Source organism: Amycolatopsis granulosa (assembly GCF_011758745.1).
GTDB lineage: Bacteria > Actinomycetota > Actinomycetes > Mycobacteriales > Pseudonocardiaceae > Amycolatopsis_E > Amycolatopsis_E granulosa.
The window spans coordinates 2,694,169-2,716,565 of record NZ_JAANOV010000001.1; the positions used below are offsets into that span (position 1 = coordinate 2,694,169).

20 protein-coding genes and 3 tRNA genes are annotated in these 22,397 nt (G+C 71.1%); 8 read left to right on the forward strand and 15 right to left on the reverse strand.

Features of this window, described 5'->3' with window-relative positions; translation table 11 throughout:
- Positions 1-18: 18 nt before the first annotated feature.
- From rplA to FHX45_RS13025, 5 genes are all read right to left on the reverse strand, one after another.
- A complete protein-coding gene (gene rplA, locus FHX45_RS13005; RefSeq protein ID WP_167100575.1) occupies positions 19-738 on the reverse strand; it encodes a 50S ribosomal protein L1 in 720 nt (239 codons plus the stop codon).
- Positions 739-815: 77 nt separating this feature from the next.
- Positions 816-1,247, reverse strand: coding sequence for a 50S ribosomal protein L11 (gene rplK / locus FHX45_RS13010; protein WP_167100578.1), 432 nt, complete (start codon positions 1,245-1,247; stop codon positions 816-818).
- A gap of 77 nt (positions 1,248-1,324) precedes the next feature.
- Complete coding sequence (nusG, locus tag FHX45_RS13015) at positions 1,325-2,152, reverse strand: transcription termination/antitermination protein NusG (RefSeq protein ID WP_167100581.1); 828 nt, start codon at positions 2,150-2,152, stop codon at positions 1,325-1,327.
- Between the two features lie 55 nt (positions 2,153-2,207).
- Positions 2,208-2,660 (reverse strand): preprotein translocase subunit SecE, encoded by a 453-nt coding sequence (gene secE, locus FHX45_RS13020; RefSeq protein WP_167100584.1) that lies wholly within the window; start codon positions 2,658-2,660, stop codon positions 2,208-2,210.
- Positions 2,661-2,687: 27 nt separating this feature from the next.
- Positions 2,688-2,760: transfer RNA gene (locus FHX45_RS13025), tRNA-Trp, on the reverse strand.
- 179 nt (positions 2,761-2,939) lie between these two features.
- Between FHX45_RS13025 and FHX45_RS13030 the strand changes: the two genes are divergently transcribed.
- Together FHX45_RS13030 and FHX45_RS13035 are read left to right on the forward strand one after the other, a co-directional pair.
- Positions 2,940-4,166: a pyridoxal phosphate-dependent aminotransferase gene (locus FHX45_RS13030; protein WP_167100587.1), complete on the forward strand. Its 1,227-nt coding sequence runs from the start codon at positions 2,940-2,942 to the stop codon at positions 4,164-4,166.
- Positions 4,167-4,242: 76 nt separating this feature from the next.
- A complete protein-coding gene (locus FHX45_RS13035) occupies positions 4,243-5,154 on the forward strand; it encodes a GDSL-type esterase/lipase family protein (protein ID WP_167100590.1) in 912 nt (303 codons plus the stop codon).
- A gap of 116 nt (positions 5,155-5,270) precedes the next feature.
- On the opposite strand, the gene FHX45_RS13040 is transcribed toward FHX45_RS13035, so the two are convergent.
- The 3 genes from FHX45_RS13040 to FHX45_RS13050 are packed head-to-tail and all read right to left on the reverse strand — an operon-like array spanning position 5,271 to position 6,953.
- Positions 5,271-5,666 (reverse strand): MaoC family dehydratase, encoded by a 396-nt coding sequence (locus FHX45_RS13040; RefSeq protein WP_167100593.1) that lies wholly within the window; start codon positions 5,664-5,666, stop codon positions 5,271-5,273.
- Positions 5,666-6,115: an FAS1-like dehydratase domain-containing protein gene (locus FHX45_RS13045; protein WP_167100596.1), complete on the reverse strand. Its 450-nt coding sequence runs from the start codon at positions 6,113-6,115 to the stop codon at positions 5,666-5,668. The genes FHX45_RS13040 and FHX45_RS13045 overlap by 1 nt, the downstream gene beginning before the upstream one ends.
- Before the next feature lie 13 nt (positions 6,116-6,128).
- Positions 6,129-6,953: a helix-turn-helix transcriptional regulator gene (locus tag FHX45_RS13050; protein ID WP_243869023.1), complete on the reverse strand. Its 825-nt coding sequence runs from the start codon at positions 6,951-6,953 to the stop codon at positions 6,129-6,131.
- A gap of 50 nt (positions 6,954-7,003) precedes the next feature.
- Here FHX45_RS13050 and FHX45_RS13055 point away from each other — a divergent pair, with 50 nt between their 5' ends.
- Positions 7,004-7,432 carry a hypothetical protein gene (locus FHX45_RS13055; protein WP_167100599.1) on the forward strand — a complete coding sequence of 143 codons (429 nt, stop codon included), beginning with the start codon at positions 7,004-7,006 and terminating at the stop codon, positions 7,430-7,432.
- Positions 7,433-7,451: 19 nt separating this feature from the next.
- Here the strand turns inward: FHX45_RS13055 and rpmG are convergent, their stop codons facing one another.
- The 4 genes from rpmG to FHX45_RS13075 all read right to left on the reverse strand — a co-directional run bounded on the left by rpmG (position 7,452) and on the right by FHX45_RS13075 (position 10,693).
- Positions 7,452-7,616, reverse strand: coding sequence for a 50S ribosomal protein L33 (gene rpmG / locus FHX45_RS13060; protein ID WP_005453176.1), 165 nt, complete (start codon positions 7,614-7,616; stop codon positions 7,452-7,454).
- Positions 7,617-7,792: 176 nt separating this feature from the next.
- Positions 7,793-7,865: transfer RNA gene (locus tag FHX45_RS13065), tRNA-Met, on the reverse strand.
- A gap of 54 nt (positions 7,866-7,919) precedes the next feature.
- Positions 7,920-7,992: transfer RNA gene (locus tag FHX45_RS13070), tRNA-Thr, on the reverse strand.
- Between the two features lie 76 nt (positions 7,993-8,068).
- Positions 8,069-10,693: a putative bifunctional diguanylate cyclase/phosphodiesterase gene (locus tag FHX45_RS13075; protein ID WP_167100602.1), complete on the reverse strand. Its 2,625-nt coding sequence runs from the start codon at positions 10,691-10,693 to the stop codon at positions 8,069-8,071.
- Positions 10,694-11,142: 449 nt separating this feature from the next.
- Here FHX45_RS13075 and lon point away from each other — a divergent pair, with 449 nt between their 5' ends.
- The gene (gene lon, locus FHX45_RS13080; protein WP_167100605.1) at positions 11,143-13,554 is read left to right on the forward strand and encodes an endopeptidase La; all 2,412 of its coding nucleotides are present in this window, start codon (positions 11,143-11,145) and stop codon (positions 13,552-13,554) included.
- A gap of 299 nt (positions 13,555-13,853) precedes the next feature.
- On the opposite strand, the gene FHX45_RS13085 is transcribed toward lon, so the two are convergent.
- On the reverse strand, positions 13,854-14,492 hold the full coding sequence (locus FHX45_RS13085; RefSeq protein ID WP_167100608.1) for a TetR/AcrR family transcriptional regulator C-terminal ligand-binding domain-containing protein: 639 nt from the start codon (positions 14,490-14,492) through the stop codon (positions 13,854-13,856).
- 53 nt (positions 14,493-14,545) lie between these two features.
- Between FHX45_RS13085 and FHX45_RS13090 the strand changes: the two genes are divergently transcribed.
- The 4 genes from FHX45_RS13090 (at position 14,546) to FHX45_RS13105 (ending at position 20,086) form a co-directional block, all read left to right on the forward strand.
- The gene (locus FHX45_RS13090) at positions 14,546-15,886 is read left to right on the forward strand and encodes an MFS transporter (protein ID WP_167100611.1); all 1,341 of its coding nucleotides are present in this window, start codon (positions 14,546-14,548) and stop codon (positions 15,884-15,886) included.
- Positions 15,887-16,047: 161 nt separating this feature from the next.
- Positions 16,048-17,211 carry a glycosyltransferase family 4 protein gene (locus FHX45_RS13095; RefSeq protein ID WP_167100614.1) on the forward strand — a complete coding sequence of 388 codons (1,164 nt, stop codon included), beginning with the start codon at positions 16,048-16,050 and terminating at the stop codon, positions 17,209-17,211.
- Positions 17,208-19,328, forward strand: coding sequence for a glycogen debranching N-terminal domain-containing protein (locus FHX45_RS13100; protein ID WP_167100617.1), 2,121 nt, complete (start codon positions 17,208-17,210; stop codon positions 19,326-19,328). Before FHX45_RS13095 ends, FHX45_RS13100 begins: the two co-directional genes overlap by 4 nt.
- A gap of 185 nt (positions 19,329-19,513) precedes the next feature.
- Positions 19,514-20,086 (forward strand): GNAT family N-acetyltransferase, encoded by a 573-nt coding sequence (locus FHX45_RS13105; protein WP_167100620.1) that lies wholly within the window; start codon positions 19,514-19,516, stop codon positions 20,084-20,086.
- 146 nt (positions 20,087-20,232) lie between these two features.
- Here the strand turns inward: FHX45_RS13105 and ligD are convergent, their stop codons facing one another.
- Complete coding sequence (ligD, locus tag FHX45_RS13110) at positions 20,233-21,228, reverse strand: non-homologous end-joining DNA ligase (protein WP_167100623.1); 996 nt, start codon at positions 21,226-21,228, stop codon at positions 20,233-20,235.
- On the reverse strand, positions 21,225-22,298 hold the full coding sequence (locus tag FHX45_RS13115; protein WP_341771446.1) for an ATP-dependent DNA ligase: 1,074 nt from the start codon (positions 22,296-22,298) through the stop codon (positions 21,225-21,227). Before FHX45_RS13115 ends, ligD begins: the two co-directional genes overlap by 4 nt.
- Positions 22,299-22,397: the final 99 nt, after the last annotated feature.

Consider the following 22,397-nt stretch of genomic DNA (forward strand, 5'->3'; position numbering starts at 1 on the left):
CCCTTCTCAGCGGTCAGCTTAGACGGTCGCTTCCTCGGCGAGGAGGTTGCGCGTCCGGGCCGGGTCGACCGGGATGCCGCGGCCCATGGTGGTCGAGACGACGACCTTCTTGAGGTAGCGGCCCTTCGCGGCGGACGGCTTCGCCCGGAGGATCTCGTCCAGGGCAGCCGCGTAGTTCTCCACCAGCTTCTCGGCGTCGAACGAGGCCTTGCCGATCACCAGGTGCAGGTTGGCCTGCTTGTCGACCCGGAAGTCGATCTTGCCGCCCTTGATCTCGGTGACCGCCTTCGCCACGTCGGGCGTCACGGTGCCGCTCTTCGGGTTGGGCATCAGGCCACGCGGGCCCAGGATGCGGGCGATCCGCCCGACCTTCGCCATCTGGTCGGGCGTCGCGACAGCGGCGTCGAAGTCGAGCCAGCCACCCTGGATTCGCTCGATCAGGTCGTCGCTGCCGACGGCGTCCGCGCCGGCGGCCTCGGCCTGCGCGGCCTTGTCGCCGACCGCGAACGCGATGACGCGGACGGTCTTACCGGTACCGTGCGGCAGGTTCACGGTGCCGCGGACCATCTGGTCGGCCTTACGGGGGTCGACGCCGAGACGCATCGCGACCTCGACCGTCTCGTCCATCTTGGACTTGGCGAGCTCCTTCGCCAGCTTGACGGCCTCCAGCGGCGCGTACAGCCGCGTGCGGTCGACCTGGTCAGCGGTCTGGCGGTAAGCCTTGCTGCGCTTTGCCATGTCTGTCCTTAACTAGAGAGTGGATCAGTTGTGGTGACGAGCCAGCGCCTGGCTCTCCCACGCCCGGAGACCGGGACTTACTCGACCGTGATGCCCATCGACCGGGCGGTGCCGGCAATGATCTTGGCTGCCTGGTCGATGTCGTTGGCGTTGAGGTCCGACTTCTTGGTCTCGGCGATCTCCCGCACCTGGTCCCAGGTCACCTTCGCGACCTTGGTCTTGTGCGGCTCCGCCGAGCCCTTGTCGATACCCGCGGCCTTCAGCAGCAGCCTCGCGGCCGGCGGCGTCTTCAGCTTGAAGTCGAACGACCGGTCTTCGTACACGGAGATCTCGACCGGCACCACGTTGCCGCGCTGCGACTCGGTCGCGGCGTTGTAGGCCTTGCAGAACTCCATGATGTTGACGCCGTGCTGACCCAGCGCGGGGCCGACCGGCGGAGCCGGGTTCGCGGCACCCGCCTGAATCTGCAGCTTGATGATCGCTGCAAGCTTCTTCTTCTTGGGTGGCATTCCTAGTTCCTATTCAGTACCGAGTACCCCGCGCACCTGCCTGCGCACGAGGGCCAACGATCCAGTGTACTGGGTCGTCAGATCTTGGAGACCTGGTTGAACGACAGCTCGACCGGCGTCTCGCGGCCGAAGATCGACACCAGGACCTTCAACTTCTGCGCGTCCGCGTTGACCTCGCTGATCGTCGCGGGCAACGTCTCGAACGGGCCGTCCATGACCGTGACCGACTCGCCGACCTCGAAGTCGACCTCGACCGCGGGCGCGCCCAGAGCGGCCGCGTCCGACGCGGCTTCACCCCTGGCCTTCGCCGGGGCGGGCTTCTCGACCTCGGGGGCGAGGAACTTCACCACTTCTTCGACGGTCAGCGGCGAGGGCTTCGAGGTCGCGCCCACGAAGCCGGTGACACCGGGCGTGTTGCGGACCGCGCTCCAGGAGGCGTCGTTGAGCTCCATCCGGACCAGGATGTAGCCCGGCAGCACCTTCTCCTGGACGATCTTGCGCTGACCGTTCTTGATCTGGGTGACCTCTTTGGTGGGCACCTCGATCTGGAAGATGTAGTCCTCGACGTCCAGCGTCTGGGTGCGGGTCTCGAGGTTGTTCTTGACCTTGTTCTCGTACCCGGCGTAGGAGTGCACGACGTACCAGTCGCCCGGCAGCGAGCGCAGCTCCTTGCGGAGCTTCTCGACCGGGTCCAGGTCGTCGTCCTCGGCCGGAGCGGCCTCGGCGGCGGGCTCGTCCTCACCGGCGGCCTCGGCCGGCTCGGCGTCGAGTTCGGCGACCGCGCCGTCGGCGTCCTGGTCGGACCGCGCGACGTCAGACTGGGCGGCCTCGTCCTCGGCCACGGTGGCCGCCTCGACCGGCTCGTCGTACTCGTCGCCGGCTGCGACGCCGTTCTCGGAGGTCACGTTCCGTCCTCTCGTTTGATCGCTTGTCGTGTCGGTGCCGGCCCCGCAGACGCGCTCAGCCGAACAGCCAGAACACGCCCTTGCGGAACACGAAGTCCAGCAACGAGACCAGCGCGACCATGAAGGCCACGAAGACCAGCACCACGGTGGTGTAGGTGATCATCTGCTTGCGCGTCGGCCAGATGACCTTGCGCAGCTCGGCCCACACCTCGCGGATGAACCGCACCAGCCTGGCGAACAGCGACGGCTTCTTCTCCGTGCGGGTCCGCTTCGGCGTCGCCCGGCCCTTCTTGACCTCGCCGGCCTTGGCCTTGCCGTCGGCCGACGGGGCGGCGCTGACCGAAGCCTTGCCCGAGGGGCGCGCCTTGTCGCCGTCCTTGGCGGCCTTGCCGGCAGGGCGCGCGGAGGCACGGCGTTCGCGCCGCGCCGCGGCCGTGACCGGACGCGCAGCCCGCTTGGGCTCCTGCTCCTGGCCCTTGCCGCCGGCGTCGTTGTCGCTCACGACCACTCCTCCGCTAAGGCACCTACATCGACGCAGGGGTGACAGGACTTGAACCTGCAACCTGCGGTTTTGGAGACCGCTGCTCTGCCAATTGAGCTACACCCCTTCGAGCAATCCAGCCGCTCGCTGGACGCCCTTGACCCTCCCCGCATGCCCTGCGGGGTCAGGCGCCGGACGTTCCAAGTTCGGAAGTCTACGGCAAGCCCCGGACAGCCCCGCAACCGAGGGGCGCGGAACGGGCTCCCGCGTGCTTCTCGACACACGCTACGTGCGAACATGAAGGCCATGAGCGCACCTGCAACCGTCACTGCCAGCTCCCGCATCTCGGCCCGCATCGCCGGCATCACGCCGTCGGCCACCCTCGCCGTGGACGCGAAGGCGAAGGAGCTGAAGGCGCAGGGCCGCCCGGTGATCGGCTTCGGTGCGGGGCAGCCGGACTTCCCCACCCCCGACTACGTCGTCGAGGCCGCCGCGAAGGCCGTGCACGACCGGTCCAACCACGGTTACACCGCGGCCGGCGGCCTGCCCGAGCTCAAGGAGGCCATCGCGGCGAAGACCCTCCGCGACTCCGGCTTCGCGATCGAGCCCAGCCAGGTCCTGGTCACCAACGGTGGCAAGCAGGCCGTCTATTCCGCGTTCGCGACGCTGTGCGACCCGGGCGACGAGGTTCTGCTGCTCGCGCCGTACTGGACCACCTACCCGGAGTCGATCAAGCTCGCGGGCGGGGTGCCGGTGCAGGTCACGGCCGACGAGTCGACCGGCTACCGGGTCACCGTCGAGCAGCTCGAGGCGGCGCGCACCGACCGCACGAAGGTGCTGCTGTTCAACTCGCCGTCCAACCCGACCGGCGCGGTCTACACCCGGGAGCAGATCGAGGCCATCGGCAAGTGGGCCTACGAGCACGGCATCTGGGTGATCACCGACGAGATCTACGAGCACCTGGTCTACGACGGTGCCGAGAACCACTCGATGCCGGTCGTGGTGCCCGAGCTGGCCGACCAGACGCTGATCCTCAACGGGGTCGCCAAGACCTACTCGATGACCGGCTGGCGGGTCGGCTGGATCGCCGGCCCGAAGGACGTGGTCAAGGCCGCGACGAGCTACCAGTCGCACCTGTGCGGCAACGTGTCGAACGTCGCGCAGCGGGCCGCGCTGGCCGCCGTCGCGGGGCCGCTGGACGTGGTCGCCGAGATGCGTGCCGCGTTCGACGCGCGCCGCAAGAAGATCGTCTCGCTGCTGTCCGCCATCCCCGGGGTGACCTGCCCGACGCCGGAGGGCGCGTTCTACGTGTACCCGTCGTTCAAGGACCTCCTGGGCAAGGAGATCCGCGGTGAGAAGCCGTCCGACACGCTGGAGCTGGCCGACCTGATCTTGCGGGAGGCCGACGTGGCCGCGGTGCCGGGCGAAGCGTTCGGGACCCCGGGCTACTTCCGGTTCTCCTACGCCCTGGCCGAGTCCGACCTCGTGGAGGGCGTGCAGCGGCTCGGTGCCCTGCTGTCCGAGGCCAAGTAACCCGATCCGGGTGTTCGAAGCGCCACTTCCACTCCACGGAAGTGGCGCTTCGGCGTTTTCGGGGTAGTCCGGGTGCGTGGGGAAGACGAAGGTGCTGATCGGGGTAGTGGTGGTGGCCGCGCTCGTGGGGGCGGCCACCGCCGGTGTCATCTACTGGCGCGGTGACCGGGGCGAGTCGGCCGCGCCGCCCAAGCCGGCCGGCTCGGAGATCGGCCCGGGCACCGGCCGGTACGTCGCGCTCGGTGACTCGTACACGTCGGCACCGCGGACCGGTGCGCCCGTGGGCGACCCGCCTGGTTGCGCCCGATCGGACAACAACTACCCGCACCTGGTCGCGGCGGAGCTGCGACCGGCGTCGTTCGCCGACGTGAGCTGCGGCGGGGCGACGACCCAGCAGCTCACCGAGCCGCAGACCACGCCGAACGGCACCAACCCGCCGCAACTGGATGTGGTCACCCGGGACACGACCCTGGTCACGCTCGGCATCGGCGGTAACGACGTGGGGCTGGTTGGCCTGGCCCGGGAGTGCCTGACCACGAACCGGGCGGTGTCGCTGTGCCGGCCGCGGCTGACGGCCGGCGGGCGGGACCTGCTGGCGGAGCGGATCGCGGAGACGGCGCCGAAGATCAGGGACACGCTCACCCAGATCCACCAGCGGGCACCCCGGGCGCAGGTGGTCGTCGTGGGCTACCCGACCGCGCTGCCGGACGGCACCGGGTGCTGGCCGTTCCTCCCGATCGGACCGGACGACGTGGCGTACCTGCGGTCGTCGCTGGCGAAGCTGAACACGATGCTCGCCACCGAGGCGAAGGCCAACCAGGCCGGGTACGCGGACACGGCGACACCGAGCAAGGGGAAGGACATGTGCGCCAAGGCGAAGGTCAAGTGGGTCGAAGATGTGGTGCCCTCCTCACCAGCGATGGAGCTGCACCCCAACGCCGTCGGCGAGCGCGGTATGGCGGACGTGGTGCTGCGGCTGGTGACGTGACCGCTCAGCGAGCCGCAACCGGAGCCAGGCGCCGAACTGCCCGCCGTGACCGGGCGACCCATCGAACCGGTCTCGCCCCAAAACCCCAACGCCGATGGTCGGGGTGCGCACTCCGCTCAGCGAACGACGGCCTGCGCCTTCCCCAGCACCGTTTTCCCCTCGAATTTCGCCGTGATGTCCACGCGCGCCGTGCCGTCCTCGCGGACCTCCGCGACCTTGCCGGTGAACTCGACGTCCGCGCCGTCGGGTGAGACCACCACGGGACGGGTGAACCGCACGCTGTACTCGACCAGCTTCCCGGGGTCACCCAGCCACTCGGTGACCAGCCGGCCGCCGAGGGCCATCGTCAGCATTCCGTGCGCGATCACGTCCGGGAGGCCGACCTCCTTGGCGAACCGCTCGTTCCAGTGAATCGGGTTGAAGTCGAGCGACGCGCCCGCGTAACGGACCAGCTGGTCACGCGTCACGTGCACCGTCAGCGGGGGCAGTTCGGTGCCCTTCTCGTACGCCATCAGGCTCCCTCTCCCCGCACCACGAGCTGCGCCCGCGTCGTGCACACCAGTTGCCCCTCGGCGTCGACGACCTCGCCGCGCACGGTCAGGAAGTCGTTGCCGGCGCGGGCCATGATGTCCTCGACCGTCGTCGTGATGCGGAGCTGGTCGCCCGCGTGCACCGGACGGGTGTAGCGGAAGCTCTGGTCGCCGTGCACCATCCGGCTGTAGTCCAGGCCCAGCTCCGGGTCCTCGGCGATGGCGTTGATCGCGTCGAGGTTGATCACCGTGAGGAAGGTGGGCGGCGCGATGACGTCCGGGTAGCCGGCCGCGCGGGCCGCCTCCGAGTCCGTGTAGAGCGGGCTGGCGTCACCGATCGCGGCGGCGAACTCGCGGATCTTCTCGCGGCCGACTTCGTACGTGGCGTCCGGCGGATACGTCCGCCCGACGAACGAGGGGTCCAAAGGCACCCGAGCAGCCTACCTAGCGGGCGAGCGCGCACAGCGCCTGTCTGCTGACCTCGTCGAGCGGGTAGAACAGCTCGATCGCGAGCTCGGACAGCGTGACGTCCGCCGGCGCGCCGAACGTCGCCATCGTGCTGAACAACGCGAGCTCCCCGTGCGGCGTCCGGAGCCGCAGCGGCACCTCGATCGGGCTCCGGCGGGTGACCGCATCGTCCGCGCCTCCGTCGGGCGGAGCGTAGGCACACACCTCCTCGTACAACGCACGCAACTCGCCGTCGCCGGTGACCTGGACCTGGCGGCGGAGGCGGTCGAGGAACAGCCGGCGCACCTCACGCAGGTTGACCAGCCGGGAGGCGAGACCCTCGGGGTGCAGGGCGAGGCGGAACACGTTGGGCCGGGGAAGCAGCAGCTCGGGCGGCACCCCGGCCATCAGCAGGGCCATGCCCCGGTTGGCGGCCAGCACGGTCCAGCACCGGTCGACCACGACGGCCGGGTAGGGCTCGTGCGTCTCCAGCATCGTGTCGAGCGCCGCGCGGACGCCGGTCATCTCCTCATCGTCGAGGCTGCTCTCCCGGTAGGCCGGTGCGTATCCGGCGGCGAGCAGGAGCGTGTTGCGTTCCCGCAGGGGCACGTCGAGCGCGGCGCAGAGGCGGAGCACCATCTCGCGGCTGGCCCGGGCGCGACCGGTTTCGACGCACGACAGGTGCCGCGCGGACGTCTCCGCCTGGAGGGCGAGGTCGAGCTGGCTGAGCCTGCGGCGCCGCCGCCAGTCCCGCAGCAGCCCGCCGATCCGCGCCTCCGTCGCCATGACGTCACCGTATGCGCCCGCGATCATGTCAGCCATGACCTCTCGGGTCATTGATCGGTCGTGACCACGCTGCCAGCGTGGCGGGCATGAACGCCACGACCACCAAACCCGCGATGCTCCGCGCGACCCTCCGCGCCGATGGCTGGGGCACCGCCGCCTTCGGTGTCCTCATGCTGACGGGCAGCGGGTGGCTGGCGAAGCCGCTGGGTCTGCCGCTGTCCTGGTTCGCGCCGATCGGCGCCGTGATGATCGCGGGCGGCGCGGCGCTCGGCTACCTTGCGGAACGTCATGCAATCCGAGCGTGGGCGGTCCGGGCCGCGGTGCTGGTCAACACGGCGGCCGCGGTCGCGATCCTGGCGCTGCTGGTCCTGCTGCCGCTCACCGCGGTGGGCGTGGTGTTCCTGCTCGCCGGGGCCGCGTGGGTGACCGCCTTCGCGGTCCTGGAGCACCGCGGCTCGCGCCGGCCGCCGGAAACGCACGAAGGCCGTTCCGGCGAACCGGAACGGCCTTCGTGAAAACTGAGGGATGCTGGCGTCAGCGGGTTTCCTTGTGAACCCGGTGCGTACCGCAGTTCGGGCAGAACTTCTTCATCTCCAGGCGATCCGGGTCGTTGCGCCGGTTCTTCTTGGTGATGTAGTTGCGGTGCTTGCAGACCTCGCACGCCAGCGTGATCTTCGGTCGCACGTCGGTGGCAGCCACAGCAAAGCCTTTCTCTACACAACGAACCCCCCACAGGCGACTGTAACCTCATCAGCCGCCCCGCGTGGGGGTCCAGGGGGCTCGCCCCCTGGCGGGGGCCCGGGGGTCAGACCCCCGAGGAAATGGCGAAGCGGATCAGGCTCACGCAGTCCGTGAGCATAGTCCGCCCATCCGCGTAGCGGTGGCCGGACTTGAACCGGCGACACAGCGATTATGAGCCGCTTGCTCTACCGACTGAGCTACACCGCCTTGACCCGGCCGTCAGGCCCTCCCACCGGAGCGGGAGCGTCCTGCTGACCACCGAGCCCCAATACGGAATCGAACCGTAGACCTTCTCCTTACCATGGAGACGCTCTGCCGACTGAGCTATTGGGGCGAGTCCAACGCGTGAACGTTGAAGCCTCGAAGAGATTACATGGCCCGGTCCGGGGCTCCCGCAGGGGGGTCCCCTTTCACGTGAGCAGGGTCAGGACGGTCTCCATCTTCCGTCCCACCGACCGGGCGGTGCGCGCCTGCAGCCAGGCTTCCAGCCGGTCCTCGGCCAGCGGGCGGGAGATGAGGTAGCCCTGGGCCACGTCACACCCCATCGCCTCCAGCTGGTCCCGCGCGACGTCCTCCTCGACGCCTTCCGCGACCACCGCGAGGCCCAGCGAGTGGCCCAGCTCGACGATCGAGCGCACGACCGCCAGGTCGCCCAGATCGGTACCCATGCCGAGGACGAAACTCTTGTCGATCTTGACCTCGTCCACCGGCAGCTGCCGCAGGTAGGCCAGCGACGAATAGCCCGTGCCGAAGTCGTCGACCGCGAGCACGATGCCGAGGCCGTGCAGCTCACGCAGGATCGGCAGCGCCTTCTGCGGATCGGCCATGACACCGGACTCGGTCAGCTCGAACGTGAGCAGCTCCGGTGGCACGTCGAACCTGCGCAGCGCCCGCACGACCTTGGCCGGGAAGTCCTCGTCGGCCAGGTTGCGCACGGACAGGTTGACCGCGACGGAGATCCGCAGCCCCTCGTCCATCCACTTGCGCACCCGGATCAGCGACTGCTCCAGCACGAACCCGGTCAGCACGCCGACCAGCCCGGCCGCCTCGACGGCGGGCACGAACTCGTCCGGGTCGAGCCGGCCGAACTCGGGGTGCTGCCAGCGCACCAGCGCCTCCACGCCGAGGACCTGCTTGCTCGGCAGCGACACCTTCGGCTGGTAGTGGACGCTGACCTGACCCTCCTCGATGGCCTGCCGGAACTGGGTGACCATCTGGAACCGGCGCAGGAAGATCTGCCCCATGCTGGGCACGTACCCGCGGACCTCCTCGCCGCCGCGGGTGGCGCGGACGGCGACGTCGGCCCGCTGGAGCAGGGCGTCCACGTCGCCGGGGTCGACGGTGTCGTCGTCCGCGATGGCCGCGTAGCCGACCATCGCGTTCGCCTCGACGGTGAGCCGGTCGACGGGGTAGGGCACGGACAGCTGGGCGCGCAGCCTGCCGGCGGCGTCGTGCACGGCCTGTCCGCGCACGCCGGTGAGCAGCGCGGCGAAGGACGCGCCCTCCAGCCTGGCCAGCGGCACGTCCGGGCCGAGGGCGTCCCGCAGGCGGCGTCCGGCAGCCATCACCATGCGGTCGGCCCAGGCGTAGCCGAGGGCGTCGCTGACCGTCGAGAACACATCCAGGTCGATGCGCAGCACCGCGGCGTCGGCGGAGCCGGCGTGCTCGGCCAGCGGTTCACGCGCGACCTGCCGGAAACCGGGCCGGTTGAGCAGGCCGGTGAGCGGGTCGTGGTAGGCGTCGTGGCGCAGGGTGGCGAGCAGGCGGCGGTTGTCCAGCGCGGTCGCCAGGTGGCTGGCCATGGTGCCGAGCAGCTGGATGTCGTACTTGCCGAAGCCCCGCCAGCGGGACAGGCGGTCGTGCGCCTCGACGACGCCGAGCAGCTGGTTCGCGGTGCGCAGGGGCACCACCAGCGCTTCCTGCGCACCGCGGGTGATCAGGCCGGCGGCGATGTCGCCGTTCGCCTCGGTGACGCGGAAGTGCCGCACGTGCGACCCGGGCAACCGCAGCATCGGGTCGTCGGCGGGTGGGTCGGCCGAGGGCATCGGCTCCCCCGCGACGACGGTCCGCATGTCCGCGGTCGGTTCCAGCCGCAACCGCAGCACCACGCGACCGGCGGAGAGCTGGTCCTTGATGCGTTCGGCGATGGTCTGCCACTCGCTGACGTTGACGCCGGCCGCCAGGTCGTCGGCGCCGCTGGCCGGGCGGGCGGCGGCCTGCTGGCCGGACCGCGCGACCATCAGGCTCACGTCGGAGAGCGCTTCCATGTCCCGCTGCTCGCGCAGCAGGTCGGAGTAGGCCCAGTAGAGCGCGGACAGCCCGGCGAAGACGGCGAGCACCAGCGGCCAGGCGTTGGCGGTGCCCTCGATCACCAGGTAGCCGCTCAGGCCGACCGAGGCGTTGACGAACCCGACGACCAGGATGCGGCCGGTGAGCCGCAGCGCCGTGCCGATCCGCATGCGGCGGCGCAGCACCCGGACGGCGGCCAGGGCCAGCAAGGTGCTGGTCAGCGGCGCCGTCAGGGTGCCGGCGAGCGCGGCCGGCCAGCTCATCTCGGTGGTGCCCGCGATCAGCTGGACCAGGCCGGCCACGGCGAATGCGCTGGTGATCTCCAACAGGAACGCGCCGGCGTTGTAGAGGACGCGCCCGGAGACGCGACGGACCACGAGCGTGCTGATCCCGGCCACCAGGTGCGCGGCGAGCACGACCTCGAAAGGTGCCACGAAGAAACCGATGACCAGCGGGATCTCGGTGAAGGAAATGGTCCAGGAGATGCCCGACCGGACGTCGACGTTGATGCCGAGCTGCTCGGCGAGCAGGAAGGACAGGGCCAGCACCGGACCGATCCACCACAGCTCCGCCGAGCCGTGGAACGGCAGCCACAGCGCGACGGCCGCGGCGGTGAGCACACCGACGGAGAAGACGGTCAGCGTGTAAAGCCGGAAGCGGCGCTCGTCCGCCCGCGCCTCGGCACCACCAGAATTGGCGGCTGCCGCCGGGATGGGGCCGTCCGGCTTGCCATCGGAGTCCGGCATGCAACCTCCTTCCACCCACTCGCCCCAGTGCGCCCGCCGGTACCCATCGCACACGGAACCGTGATCCCGGTGCGAATGAGGGGATCACTGTACCCCGGAGGGCTTACTTGAGCCTCTTTCCGGCCACGATGAGATCAGCTCATGGTTAACAGCGTGCCAACTGCGGTGACCAGCGGAGACTTCCGGGTGACGGCAGCATTTCGCCGGTCGCTCCGGGTAGCCACCGTTCCGTACTAGTCGCCCACGCGATGACAGTGCGTAATTGGCCCAGCGGCATCGGGAAAAGATTCGCGGCAATGCGACGAGGCTCTCACTCCTGGGATCCGCAACGGCCACCGCTGCCCCGGTTTATTCCCGATTGCCGTCCGCTGCAAGCGAACTACCTGCGGAAACAAACCAGCCGTCGAGAAAGTTGAGCTATGCAGACTCAACCAGGTAGGGAGCAAACGATGACCGAAACCAGGCTCCTCCCCGTACTGCCCCTCGACGGCGACGTGGTGCTGCCCGGCATGATCGTCCCGCTCGAGCTCGACGGCGACTCCGGCGGCGAGACGCGCGCGGCGGTTGACTCCGCACAGGCGAAGGCACCGAGCACGTCGTCCTTCCCGGGCATCCGGTCGCTCCCGGCCGCGCAGGCCGAGGTCCTGATCGTCCCGCGGGTCCACGGGGAGTACGCCGAGCTGGGCGCGGTCGCGACCATCGAGCGCGTCGGCCGCATTCCCGGCGGCAAGGCCGCCGTCCTGCTGCGCGCCACGCGGCGCGCACGGGTCGGCCAGACCGGCGACGGCCCCGGCGCCGCGCGATGGGTGTACGCCGAGCCGGTGACCGAGCTCGCCGGCGAGCGCGCCCAGGCGCTGGCGGCCGAGTACAAGACCGTCGTGATCTCGATCCTCCAGCAACGCGGCGGCTGGCAGATGATCGACGCCGTGCAGCAGCTCGAGGACCCGTCGGCGATCGCGGACCTCGCCGGGAACTCGCCGTTCCTGAGCACCGGGCAGAAGCTGGAGCTGCTGAGCACGCTGGACGTCGCGGCGCGGCTGGAGAAATCACTGGAGTGGAGCCGGGAGTACCTGGCCGAGCTCGAGGTCACCGACACCATCCGCAAGGACGTCGCCGAAGGCATGGAGAAGCAGCAGAAGGAGTTCCTGCTGCGCCGCCAGCTGGAGGCCATCCGCAAGGAACTGGGCGAGCTGGACGGCACCGCCGACTCCGACGACTACCGCGCCCGGGTGGAGAAGGCCGACCTGCCGGAGCACGTCCGCACGGCCGCTCTGGCCGAGGTGGACAAGCTGGAGCGCACCTCCGACGCCTCGCCGGAGGGTGGCTGGATCCGCACCTGGCTGGACACGGTGCTGGAACTGCCGTGGCGGACCCGGACCGCCGACGTGCACGACATCACGGCGGCGCGGGCCGTGCTCGACGCCGACCACGCGGGCCTGGACGACGTGAAGGAGCGCATCATCGAGTACCTGGCCGTGCGGGCCCGCCGCGCGGGCGCGGGCAAGGGCCAGGTCGGCGGGCGCCACTCCGGGGCGGTGCTGGCGCTGGTCGGTCCGCCGGGCGTGGGCAAGACCTCGCTCGGCGAATCGGTCGCGAAGGCGATGGGCCGCGAGTTCGTCCGGGTCGCGCTGGGCGGGATCCGGGACGAGGCGGAGATCCGCGGCCACCGGCGCACGTACGTCGGCGCCCTGCCCGGCCGCATCGTCCGGGCGATCAAGGAGGCCGGCTCGATGAACCCGGTGGTCCTGCTCGACGAGGTGGACAAGGTGGGCGCCGACTACCGCGGCGACCCGACCGCGGCGCTGCTGGAGGTGCTCGACCCCGAGCAGAACCACACGTTCCGCGACCACTACCTCGAGGTCGAGCTGGACCTGTCCGACGTGGTGTTCCTCGCCACCGCCAACGCGCTGGAGACCATCCCCGGCCCGCTGCTGGACCGGATGGAACTGGTCACGCTGGACGGCTACACCGAGCACGAGAAGATCGTCATCGGCCGCGACCACCTGCTGCCGCGGGAGCTGGAGCGGGCCGGGCTGGGCCCCGACGACGTGCGGTTCACCGACGCGGCGCTGGGCCGGATCGCCGCCGAGTACACCCGCGAGGCGGGCGTGCGCAACGCGAACCGCACCATCGCGAAGGTGCTGCGCAAGATCGCGACCCGGGTCGCGCTGGACGAGGCGACGCTGCCGGTGACCGTCGACGCGGCCGACCTGGAGGGCTACCTCGGCCGACCGCGGCACCTGCCGGAGTCGGCGCTGCCCGCGTCGACCCAGCGGACCGCGATCCCCGGCGTCGCCACCGGTCTGGCCGTGACCGGCGCGGGCGGTGACGTCCTCTACATCGAGGCGTCGCTGGCCGACCCCGAATCGGGCAGCTCCGGGCTCACACTTACCGGTCAGCTGGGTGAGGTGATGAAGGAGTCGGTGCAAATCGCGCTGTCCTACCTGCGCTCGCACGGCGCCGAACTGGAACTGCCGGTCGGCGACCTGAAGGACCGTGGCGTGCACGTCCACGTCCCCGCGGGCGCGGTCCCCAAGGACGGCCCGTCCGCCGGCATCACGATGACCACCGCGCTGGCGTCGCTACTGTCCGGCCGGGTGGTGCGGGCCGACGTGGCGATGACCGGTGAGGTGTCGCTGACCGGCCGCGTGCTGCCGATCGGCGGGGTCAAGCAGAAGCTGCTCGCCGCCCACCGGGCCGGGATGAAGACGGTGATCATCCCGCAGCGCAACGAGCCGGACCTGGACGACGTCCCCGCGGACGTGCTGGCCCAGCTCGACGTGCACCCGGTGTCGAACGTCCGTGAGGTGCTCGACCTGGCGCTGGCGCCGGCCACCTCCCCGGTGGCACAGGCCGCCTGACGTGCTGCCGAGAGGCCGCCCTCCATCCCCCGGGAGGGCGGCCTCTTGTCATGCGACGGGTGCGTTTCGCGGCCGGATCGAGGACCGCGGACGCCCGGCACCACGCGGCCGGAGAACCCTGCGGTGCCGGGCGATGCGCGGTGATCACCAGGTGATTCCGGAGGTGGCGGGGCGCTCACGGGAGCGGCGGGTAGCGGGGCCGGCCCGGGAGCATTGCTTGTCGTCGCCGGCCCCGGGCGTGGTGCGGCGGGAGCGGTCCGCGCCGACCGTCCACAGTGTCCGGATCTCGCCGGTCTTCGTCATGGTCCGGGTCGCGCGCCGGCCTCGGCCTCGCCGCGCTGGTGGCACCGTCGCCATTCCACTGTCGCCACGCCACCGAGCACCACGTCCACCACCCGTTCCGCCAGATCGTCGGTGACCGGGAGGTGTCCGAACAGGACACGGTAGTAGGTGGTGGACGCGAGCATGTCCAGCACCAGATCGAGGTCGAGCTCCGGGTCGAGGTCACCGCGGTCGATGCCGCGCCGCAGCGCCGCCGCGGTGGACGACCGTCGCTTGTGGAAGTACTCGCGCAGGAACAGCTCGGCCAGTTCCGGGTCGTCGGCGAGGTCGGCCACCAGCGCGGGCAGCACGCGGCGCCCGATCCTGGTGGTGAACGCCTCCGTCAGCGAGTGGATGCCCGCGATCAGATCGCAGTGCGTGCAGCCGGTGTCGGGCGTCGGCGCGGCGCCGACCGTGGTCACCAGGGCGTCGACGACCAGGTGCTGACGGCCGCGCCAGCGCCGACGCAGCGCGGGCTTGCTGGTGCCGGCCCGTGCAGCCACCGCTTCCAGGGTGAGCCCCGCGTAGCCCACCTCGTTCAGCACGTCGACGGCGGCATCGCGCACGGCGACGTCGATGCGGTGGTCGCGCGGCCTGCCGGCGCGGCTGTTCGTCACGGCGCCCAGTCTACCACTTGCGTTCCGTTCCGGAACGGAACATAATCGCTTCCGTGTCCATCACCTCGACATCAGAAGGCGTGTTCTCGCCCCGCTACCGCGCCCGCACGGCCGGCATCGTGCTCACCGTCGGACTCGTCGCGCTCGAATCCCTGGGCGTGGCGACCATCCTGCCGGACATCGCGCGCGGGCTCGGTGGCCTCGGCTCCTACGGCTGGGGCCTGGCGGCGTTGATGCTGGCGAACATCGTCGGCACCGTGCTGGCCGGGCACGCCGCCGACCGCGGCGGTCCGGGCCGGCCGCTGGCGCTGGGGCTGGTGTCGTTCGCCGCCGGCAGCGTGGTGGCCGGGCTCGCCCCGACGTGGCCACTGTTCCTGGTCGGCCGGTTCGTGCAGGGGCTGGGCGTGGGCGCGGTGATGGCGATGGCCTACACGCTGATCGGCCTGGTCTACCCGGAACGGCTGCGCGCCCGGATGTTCGCGCTGCTGTCCTCGGCGTGGACCATTCCTTCCCTGGTCGGCCCGGTGATCGCCGCGACGGTCGCGAGCACGATCGGCTGGCGGTGGGTGTTCCTGTTCATGATCCCGCTGGCCGCGGTGGCCGCCTGGGGCACGCTGCCCGGCCTCGAGCGGCGGGAGCCCGGCCCCGCGGTCACGTCCCGGTGGCGCCCGCTGATCGGCAGCATCGCGCTCACCGCCGGCACCGGCCTGCTCCTGGCCGCGCTGGAGCTGCGCACGATCGCCCTGCTGGCCCCGCTCGCCGTGGCCGGGCTCGCGGTTGCCGTGGTCGCGCTCCGGCAGATCACCCCGGCCGGGACCCTCGCCGTCCGACGGGGCGTACCCGCCGGGGTGGTCGTCCGGTTCCTGCTGTGCGCGGTGTACTTCGGCACCGAGGCGTTCCTCCCACTGGGGCTGACCCAGCTGCGGCACCTCGACGCGTTCGAGGCGGGACTGGGCCTGTCGGCGGGTGCGCTCACGTGGGTGGCCGGTTCCGCGCTGCAGGCCAAGTGGGATCGCCACCGGCGGGTCACCGTGGCGCTGGGTTTCGCGGTTCTGGTCGCCGGAGTCGCGGTGCTGGCGTTCGGTGTGCTCGTGGGGCCGGGACTGCTCGCCGTGCTCGGCTGGGCGATCGGCGGCGTGGGCATGGGTGCCGCGTTCAACGCCGCCACCACCGAGACGCTCGGCCGCACGCCGGAGGAGCAGCAGGGGTCGGTCAGCGCGTCGCTCCAGCTGGCCCAGACACTCGCGACCGCCGTCGCGAGTGGACTCGGCGGCGCGCTGATCGCCCACCAGGGTCCGGTACCGGGCGCGTTCCTGGTGGTCTTCCTCGGCACCGCGGTCCTCGGTCTCGCCGGGGTCGTCGCGGCCCGGCGGCTCAGCGGAGCTGAGGTGTGATGCAAATCTCCCTCGTTCGCCGCTTGCCGCGATGATCCCTCCTGGGTTAGCACTCTTAGCAGGAGAGTGCTAACTGAAGAGAGGCCTTGACGGTCCGAGGAGGCAGCTTGAGCAGCGCGCATCGTCCTGCGTGGAAAGCCCGATCTGTTTCGCACCCCGCCGTGCACCGGGACAGCCATGATCGCCCGCTCCGGGTGGCGATGATCGTCCCGCCCTACTTCGACGTTCCGCCGAAGGCGTACGGCGGAGTCGAGGCGGTGGTGGCCGATCTCGCCGACGCCCTCGTCGACCGCGGGCACCGGGTCACCCTCATCGGCGCCGGCCACACCGGCACGAAGGCCGGGTTCGTCCCGGTGTGGGAGCGCACCGTCCCCGAACTGCTCGGCCAGCCGTACCCGGAAGTCATGCACGCGATCGCCGCGCGCCGGGCCGTGCAACGTCTCGCCGCGAGCGAGGGGGTCGACGTGGTGCACGACCACTCGCTGGCCGGACCGCTCAACGCACCCGCCTACGGGGTGCCGACGGTGGTCACCGTGCACGGGCCGGTGGGCGAGGACATGGCGCGCTACTACGGGGAACTGGGCGACGACGTGCACCTGGTGGCGATCAGCGACCGGCAGCGGGAGCTGGCGCCGGGTCTGAACTGGATCGGCACCGTCCACAACGCACTGCGCCTGGCGGACTGGCCCTACGAGTCCGAAAAGGACGACTACGCGCTGTTCCTCGGCCGGTTCCACCCGGACAAGGCGCCGCACCTCGCGCTCGAGGCCGCGCACCGCGCGGGGCTGCGGCTGGTGCTGGCCGGCAAGTGCGCCGAGCCGATCGAAAAGGAGTACTTCGAGCGGGAGGTCCGGCCACGCCTGACGGACAACGACCACGTGTTCGGCGTCGCCGACGCGAGCGCGAAGCGGGAACTGCTCGCCAAGGCCCGCTGCCTGCTCTTCCCGATCCAGTGGGAGGAGCCGTTCGGCATGGTCATGATCGAGGCGATGGCGTGCGGCACCCCGGTTGTCGCGCTGCGGTCCGGGGCGGTGCCGGAGGTCGTGGTGGACGGCGTCACCGGCCTGGTGCGCGACGATCCGGCCGACCTGGTGCAGGCCCTGCACGACGTCCGGCACCTCGACCCGGCCAAGTGCCGCACGCACGTCGCGGAGCACTTCGACGTCGGCGGGCTCGGCGCCGGCTACGAGACGGCGTACCGGCGGGCCGTCGAGGTCAGCAGTCTCCGCCGCGACTACGCCGCGCTGGACTCGGCGCTCGACCGCGCCTACGACCAGATGGACAACGGCGGCCCGGCGTTGCAGCCGTCCGGAGGCCGGTCGTGACCCCGGAAGCGTTCAACGCGGGCGAGCCGGTGCCGGTGACCAGCGCGGGCGGCACGGTCACGCTCGTCGAGGGCAGCACGTTCTGCCTGTCCGGGCCGGGCGGCGACATCCAGCCGGGCACCTCGCACGGCCTGTTCTTCCGGGACGCGCGGCTGATCTCGCGGTGGGAGCTGCGGCTGGACGGGCAGCCGCCGCACCCGCTGTCGGTCATCTCGCCGGAAGCGTTCGCGGCGCAGTTCGTGCTGCGCCGCAATCCCAAACCGGGGCAGGCGGACAGCACGCTGCTGCTGGTGCGCGAACGCCTCGTCGGCGACGGTCTCCGGGAAACGATCACCCTGCGGAACCTGGGCCGGGAGAACACGGTCGCGAACCTGACGCTGCACGTCGACGCGGACTTCTCGGACCTGTTCGCGGTGAAGGAGGGCCGGCCCGCGCACGGCGGGGCGGACGCCACGGTCGCCGGCTCGGAACTGCTGCTGCGGGACCGGTCCGACGGCTCCCGCGGCCTGTCGGTCAGTGCCACCGCCGATCCGCTGGCCGCGCCCGGAGTGCTGAACTGGCGGGTCGTCGTGCCCGCGCGCGGCGAGTGGTCGACCGAGATCGTGGTCCAGCCCACCGTCGGGAACCGGCGGGTGCGGCCGCAGTTCGATCGCGGCGAGGAGGTCGCGGCCAGCGGGCCGGCCCGCAAGATCCGGGCGTGGCGCGACGTGAGCACGATGATCGCGGCCGACGATCCGGTGCTCACCCAGGTGCTGCAGCGGACCGAGAGCGACCTCGGCGCACTGCAGATCCACGACACGAGCCAGGACGGACGGCCGTTCGTCGCCGCCGGCGCACCGTGGTTCATGACCCTGTTCGGGCGGGACAGCCTGCTCACCGCGTGGATGGCGCTGCCGCTGGACGTCGGCCTCGCGCTCGGCACCCTGGAGACCCTCGCCGAGTTGCAGGGCAAACGGGTCGACCCGCTGACCGAGGAGGAGCCCGGCCGGATCCTGCACGAGCTGCGCCTCGGCCCGGACAGCGACCAGGTGCTCGGCGGCAGCCACTACTACGGCACGGTGGACGCCTCGCCGCTGTTCGTCATGCTGCTGGCCGAATGCTGGCGCTGGGGGGCGGACGAGACCGCGGTGCGGGCTCTGCTCCCGGCCGCGGACGCGGCGCTGGACTGGCTGGAGCGCTACGGCGACCGCGACCGCGACGGGTTCGTCGAGTACCGGCGCGCAACCGACCGCGGCCTGCTCAACCAGGGGTGGAAGGACAGCTTCGACGGCATCAACGACGCGGCCGGGCGGCTGGCCACCACGCCGGTCGCGCTGTGCGAGGTCCAGGGGTATGCCTACGCGGCCTGGCTGGCGCGCGCCGAACTGGCCGACGCGTTCAACGACCCGGCCACCGCCACCCGCTGCCGGGAACGGGCCGATCAGTTGCGCGAGCGGTTCGCGGAGACGTTCTGGCTGCCCGAGCAGGGCTGGTACGCCGTGGCACTGGACGGGCGCAAGCAGCCGCTGGACGCGTTGACCAGCAACACCACTCACTGCCTGTGGTCGGGCATCGCCACCGACGAGCACGCCGCCGTGCTGATCGAGCGGCTCAGCCGGCCGGAGATGGACAGCGGGTTCGGGTTGCGCACGCTGTCCTCGGCGATGGGCGCCTACAACCCGATGAGCTACCACAACGGCTCGGTGTGGCCGCACGACACGGCGATCGCCGTGGCCGGCTTGCTGCGCTACGCGCACCTGCCGGGCGCGGTGGAGCTGGCGCAGCGCCTCGCGACCGGACTGCTGGACGCGGCGGCCGCGTTCGGCGGGCGGCTGCCCGAGCTGTTCTGCGGTTTCTCCCGGTCGGAGTTCAGCCCCCCGATCCCCTATCCGACGTCGTGTTCGCCGCAGGCGTGGGCGAGCGCGGCACCGCTGCTGCTCGTGCGGTCGTTCCTCGGGCTCGAACCGCACGTCCCGCAGCGGCGGCTGGCGGTTCGCCCGCACCTGCCCGAGCGGTGGGGCCGGCTGCGCCTGTCGGACCTGCGGCTGGGCGAGCTGACCGTGCACGTCGAGGCGGACCACGACGTGGCGAAGGTGCGGGGGCTGCCGGAAGGGTGGGACCTGCGGATCACCGGGTGATCCGGATCCCCACGGGCTCGTCGCCGGCATCACGGGCGGGAACTACCTGGTCGTCGACGTGGGGAGTCCGACGCATTGGACATCCCGTGGGGCTGGCGAAGCTGGAGCCGGGCCTGGCCAAGCTCCGACCGCGACCGGGAAACAGTCTTCCCCGTTCCGGCGGGGAAGGCTCTTTACTGGTGTGCATGCTGTCGCTGCCGGATCCCCTGCCCGAGTTCGGTGACGTGCGGTTGCGTCCGTTCGACGACGGTGACGCCGACATGCTGATCGACATGTCGTCGGATCCGTACGTGCCGTTGACCGGGACGCTGCCCGCCAACGCGACGCGGGACGAGGCGCTGGCCTACATCCGGCGGCAGCACGGCCGGTTGCGGACGGGGTACGGCTACTCGTTCTGCATCGCCGACCGGCGCAGCGGCGAGCCCTGGGGGCAGATCGGGCTGTGGCTGGCCGGGCTGGACCAGGGGCGGGCATCGGCCGGGTACTGCATCGCGCCACGCAGCCGGGGGCGCGGGCTCGCCGGACACGCCCTGCGCGCGCTGACGCGGTTCGCCTGGACGATCGGCGAGGTGCACCGGGTGGAGCTGTTCATCGAGCCGTGGAACGCGGCGTCGGTGCGCACGGCGGAGGCCGCCGGGTACGAGCGGGAGGGGTATCTGCGCAGTTACCGCGAAATCGGCGGGAAACGCGTGGACATGCTGTTGTACGCGGCGGTGCGCGGGCGGCACGCGGGCACCCGGCGGCAGGCGCCCGCGTAGCCGGGCGTCACAGCTGCGCGTTGATGTCCTCCTCGGACAGCGCGTCCACCTCCAGCTAGATCTGCTCCAGCGCGCCAGCAACGGCAAACACGGTGCCCGGGACGGCAGACACGGCGGCCGGAGCGGCGAACACGGCGCGCTGTGGGCTAGTCCTTCTTCGCCCGGCTGGGTGCGACCCGGGGCGGCTCGTTCGGCTGTTTCGGGTACACCGGTGGCCAGGGTGCGTCCATCAGGCCCGCCGCCATGTCCCGTTCGGACATCTCCAGCAGCGGCTCGATGGACTGCGGCCGCGAGTACATCCCGGCCCACGGGTCACCGCGCCGGGACACCAGCTCCGGTACCGTCGTGAGGGTCAGCTCACCGGGCTCCACAGTGGACAACTCGTCCCAGCCGATGGGTGCCGACACCTGCCCACCCGGCCGTGGTCGCACGCACCAGGCACCGAACACGGTCTTGTGCGGTGCGTTCTGGTTGAAGTCCACGAAGACCCGCGCCCCGCGTTCCTCCTTCCACCACTGCGCGGTGATCAGTTCCGGGTGCCGCCGCTCCAGCTCCCGCGCGAGCGCGACGGCGGCGGCACGCACCTGGTACGAGTCCCACCGGGACTCCAGCGCCACGTACACGTGCAGCCCGCGCGAGCCGGTGGTCTTCAGGAACGATGCGATGCCCAGCGAGTCGAGCCGGTCCTTGGCCAGCACCGCCGCTTCCCGGACCTGCGCGAAGCTCACCCCCGGCGACGGGTCCAGGTCGATCCGCAGCTCGTCGGTGTACGAGGGCTCCGACGCGCGGTAGGGCCACACGTGGAACCCGATGCACCCGAGGTTCACCGCCCACAGGATGTGCGCCAGGTCCGCCGCCACCAGCGCGTCTGAGGTCGTGCCGTTCGGCGTCGACACGACCGTCGTCCGCGCCCAGGACGGAGTGGACTTCGGCACCCGCTTCTGGAACCACGACTTGCCACTCGCACCGTCCGGGTACCGCTCCAGCAGCAGCGGCCGGTCCCGCAACGTGTTCATCAGCGGGCCCTCGACCGCCTGGTAGTACCGCACCAGGTCGAGTTTGGTCTCGCCGCGTTCGGCGAAGTACACCTTGTCCGGCGACGAGATGCTGACCTCGGTGCCCTCGATGGGAACGGCGCTCACGCTTTCACCTCGCTGAACAGGGCGGTCAACTCCGCCGGCGGTACCTCTTCCAGCTGGTCGTAGCGGCACGACCCGGGTGTCCGGTCGGGACGGAACCGCACCAGCCGGGTGGCGTGCCGGAACCGGGCGGCCTGCAGGTGGTCGTAGCGGACCTCGGCGACCAGCTCGATCCGCACCGGCTCCCAGGACAGGTCCTTGCCGGCGTTCCACCGGCTCTGCGCGCCCGGCATCCGGCGCCCGTCGGGAACGAACGACGCCCATTCGCGCCACGGGTGCTGCTCCATCGCGCCCTCGCGCAGCGGTGCCAGCTCGCCGGCCAGCTCACGGCGCCGGGCGGCGGTGAAGCTGCTGGCGACGCCCACGTGGTGCAGCCGCCCGCTGTCGTCGTAGAGACCGAGCAGCAGCGACCCGACACCGTTGCCGTCCTTGTGCCACCGGAACCCGGCGACCACGCAGTCGGCGGTGCGCTCGTGCTTGACCTTCCACATCACGCGCTTGTCCTGCTCATACGGCAGGTCGCCGGGTTTGGCCATCACCCCGTCGAACCCGGCGCCCTCGAACCGGGTGAACCAGTCCTGCGCCACGTCCGGGTCCAGCGTCATCGGGGTCAGGTGCACCCGGGCGAGGGAATCGTCGAGGACTCCGTCGAGGACGTGCCGGCGGCGGTGGAACGGCTCGCCGGTGAGGTCGCCGTGGTCGAGGGCGAGGATGTCGAACGCGACGAAGCTGGCCGGTGTCTCCCCCGCGAGCTTGCGCACCCGGGACGCGGCGGGGTGCAGGCGCAGCTGGAGGCTGTCGAAGTCGAGGCCGTCCCGGGTGACGATGACGATCTCGCCGTCGACCACGCAGCGCGGCGGCAACGCGGCCTTGAGCAGGTCAACCAGTTCGGGGAAGTACCTGGTCAGCGGCCGGTCGTTGCGCGAACCCAGCTCGACCTCGTCCCCGTCGCGGAACACCACGCAGCGGAACCCGTCCCACTTCGGCTCGTAGTGCAGGCCCGGTTCGCGGGGCATCTCGTGCACGGCCTTCGCCAGCATCGGCTTGACCGGTGGCATCACGGGCAGGTCCACACGCAAGACTCTAGGCCGGAAAAATCCCGCGCGCGCCATGTCGAAAACGGCGGATCCGCTCCGGACCTCCTTCCGAAACCAGCCCGACCAGGAAGGATG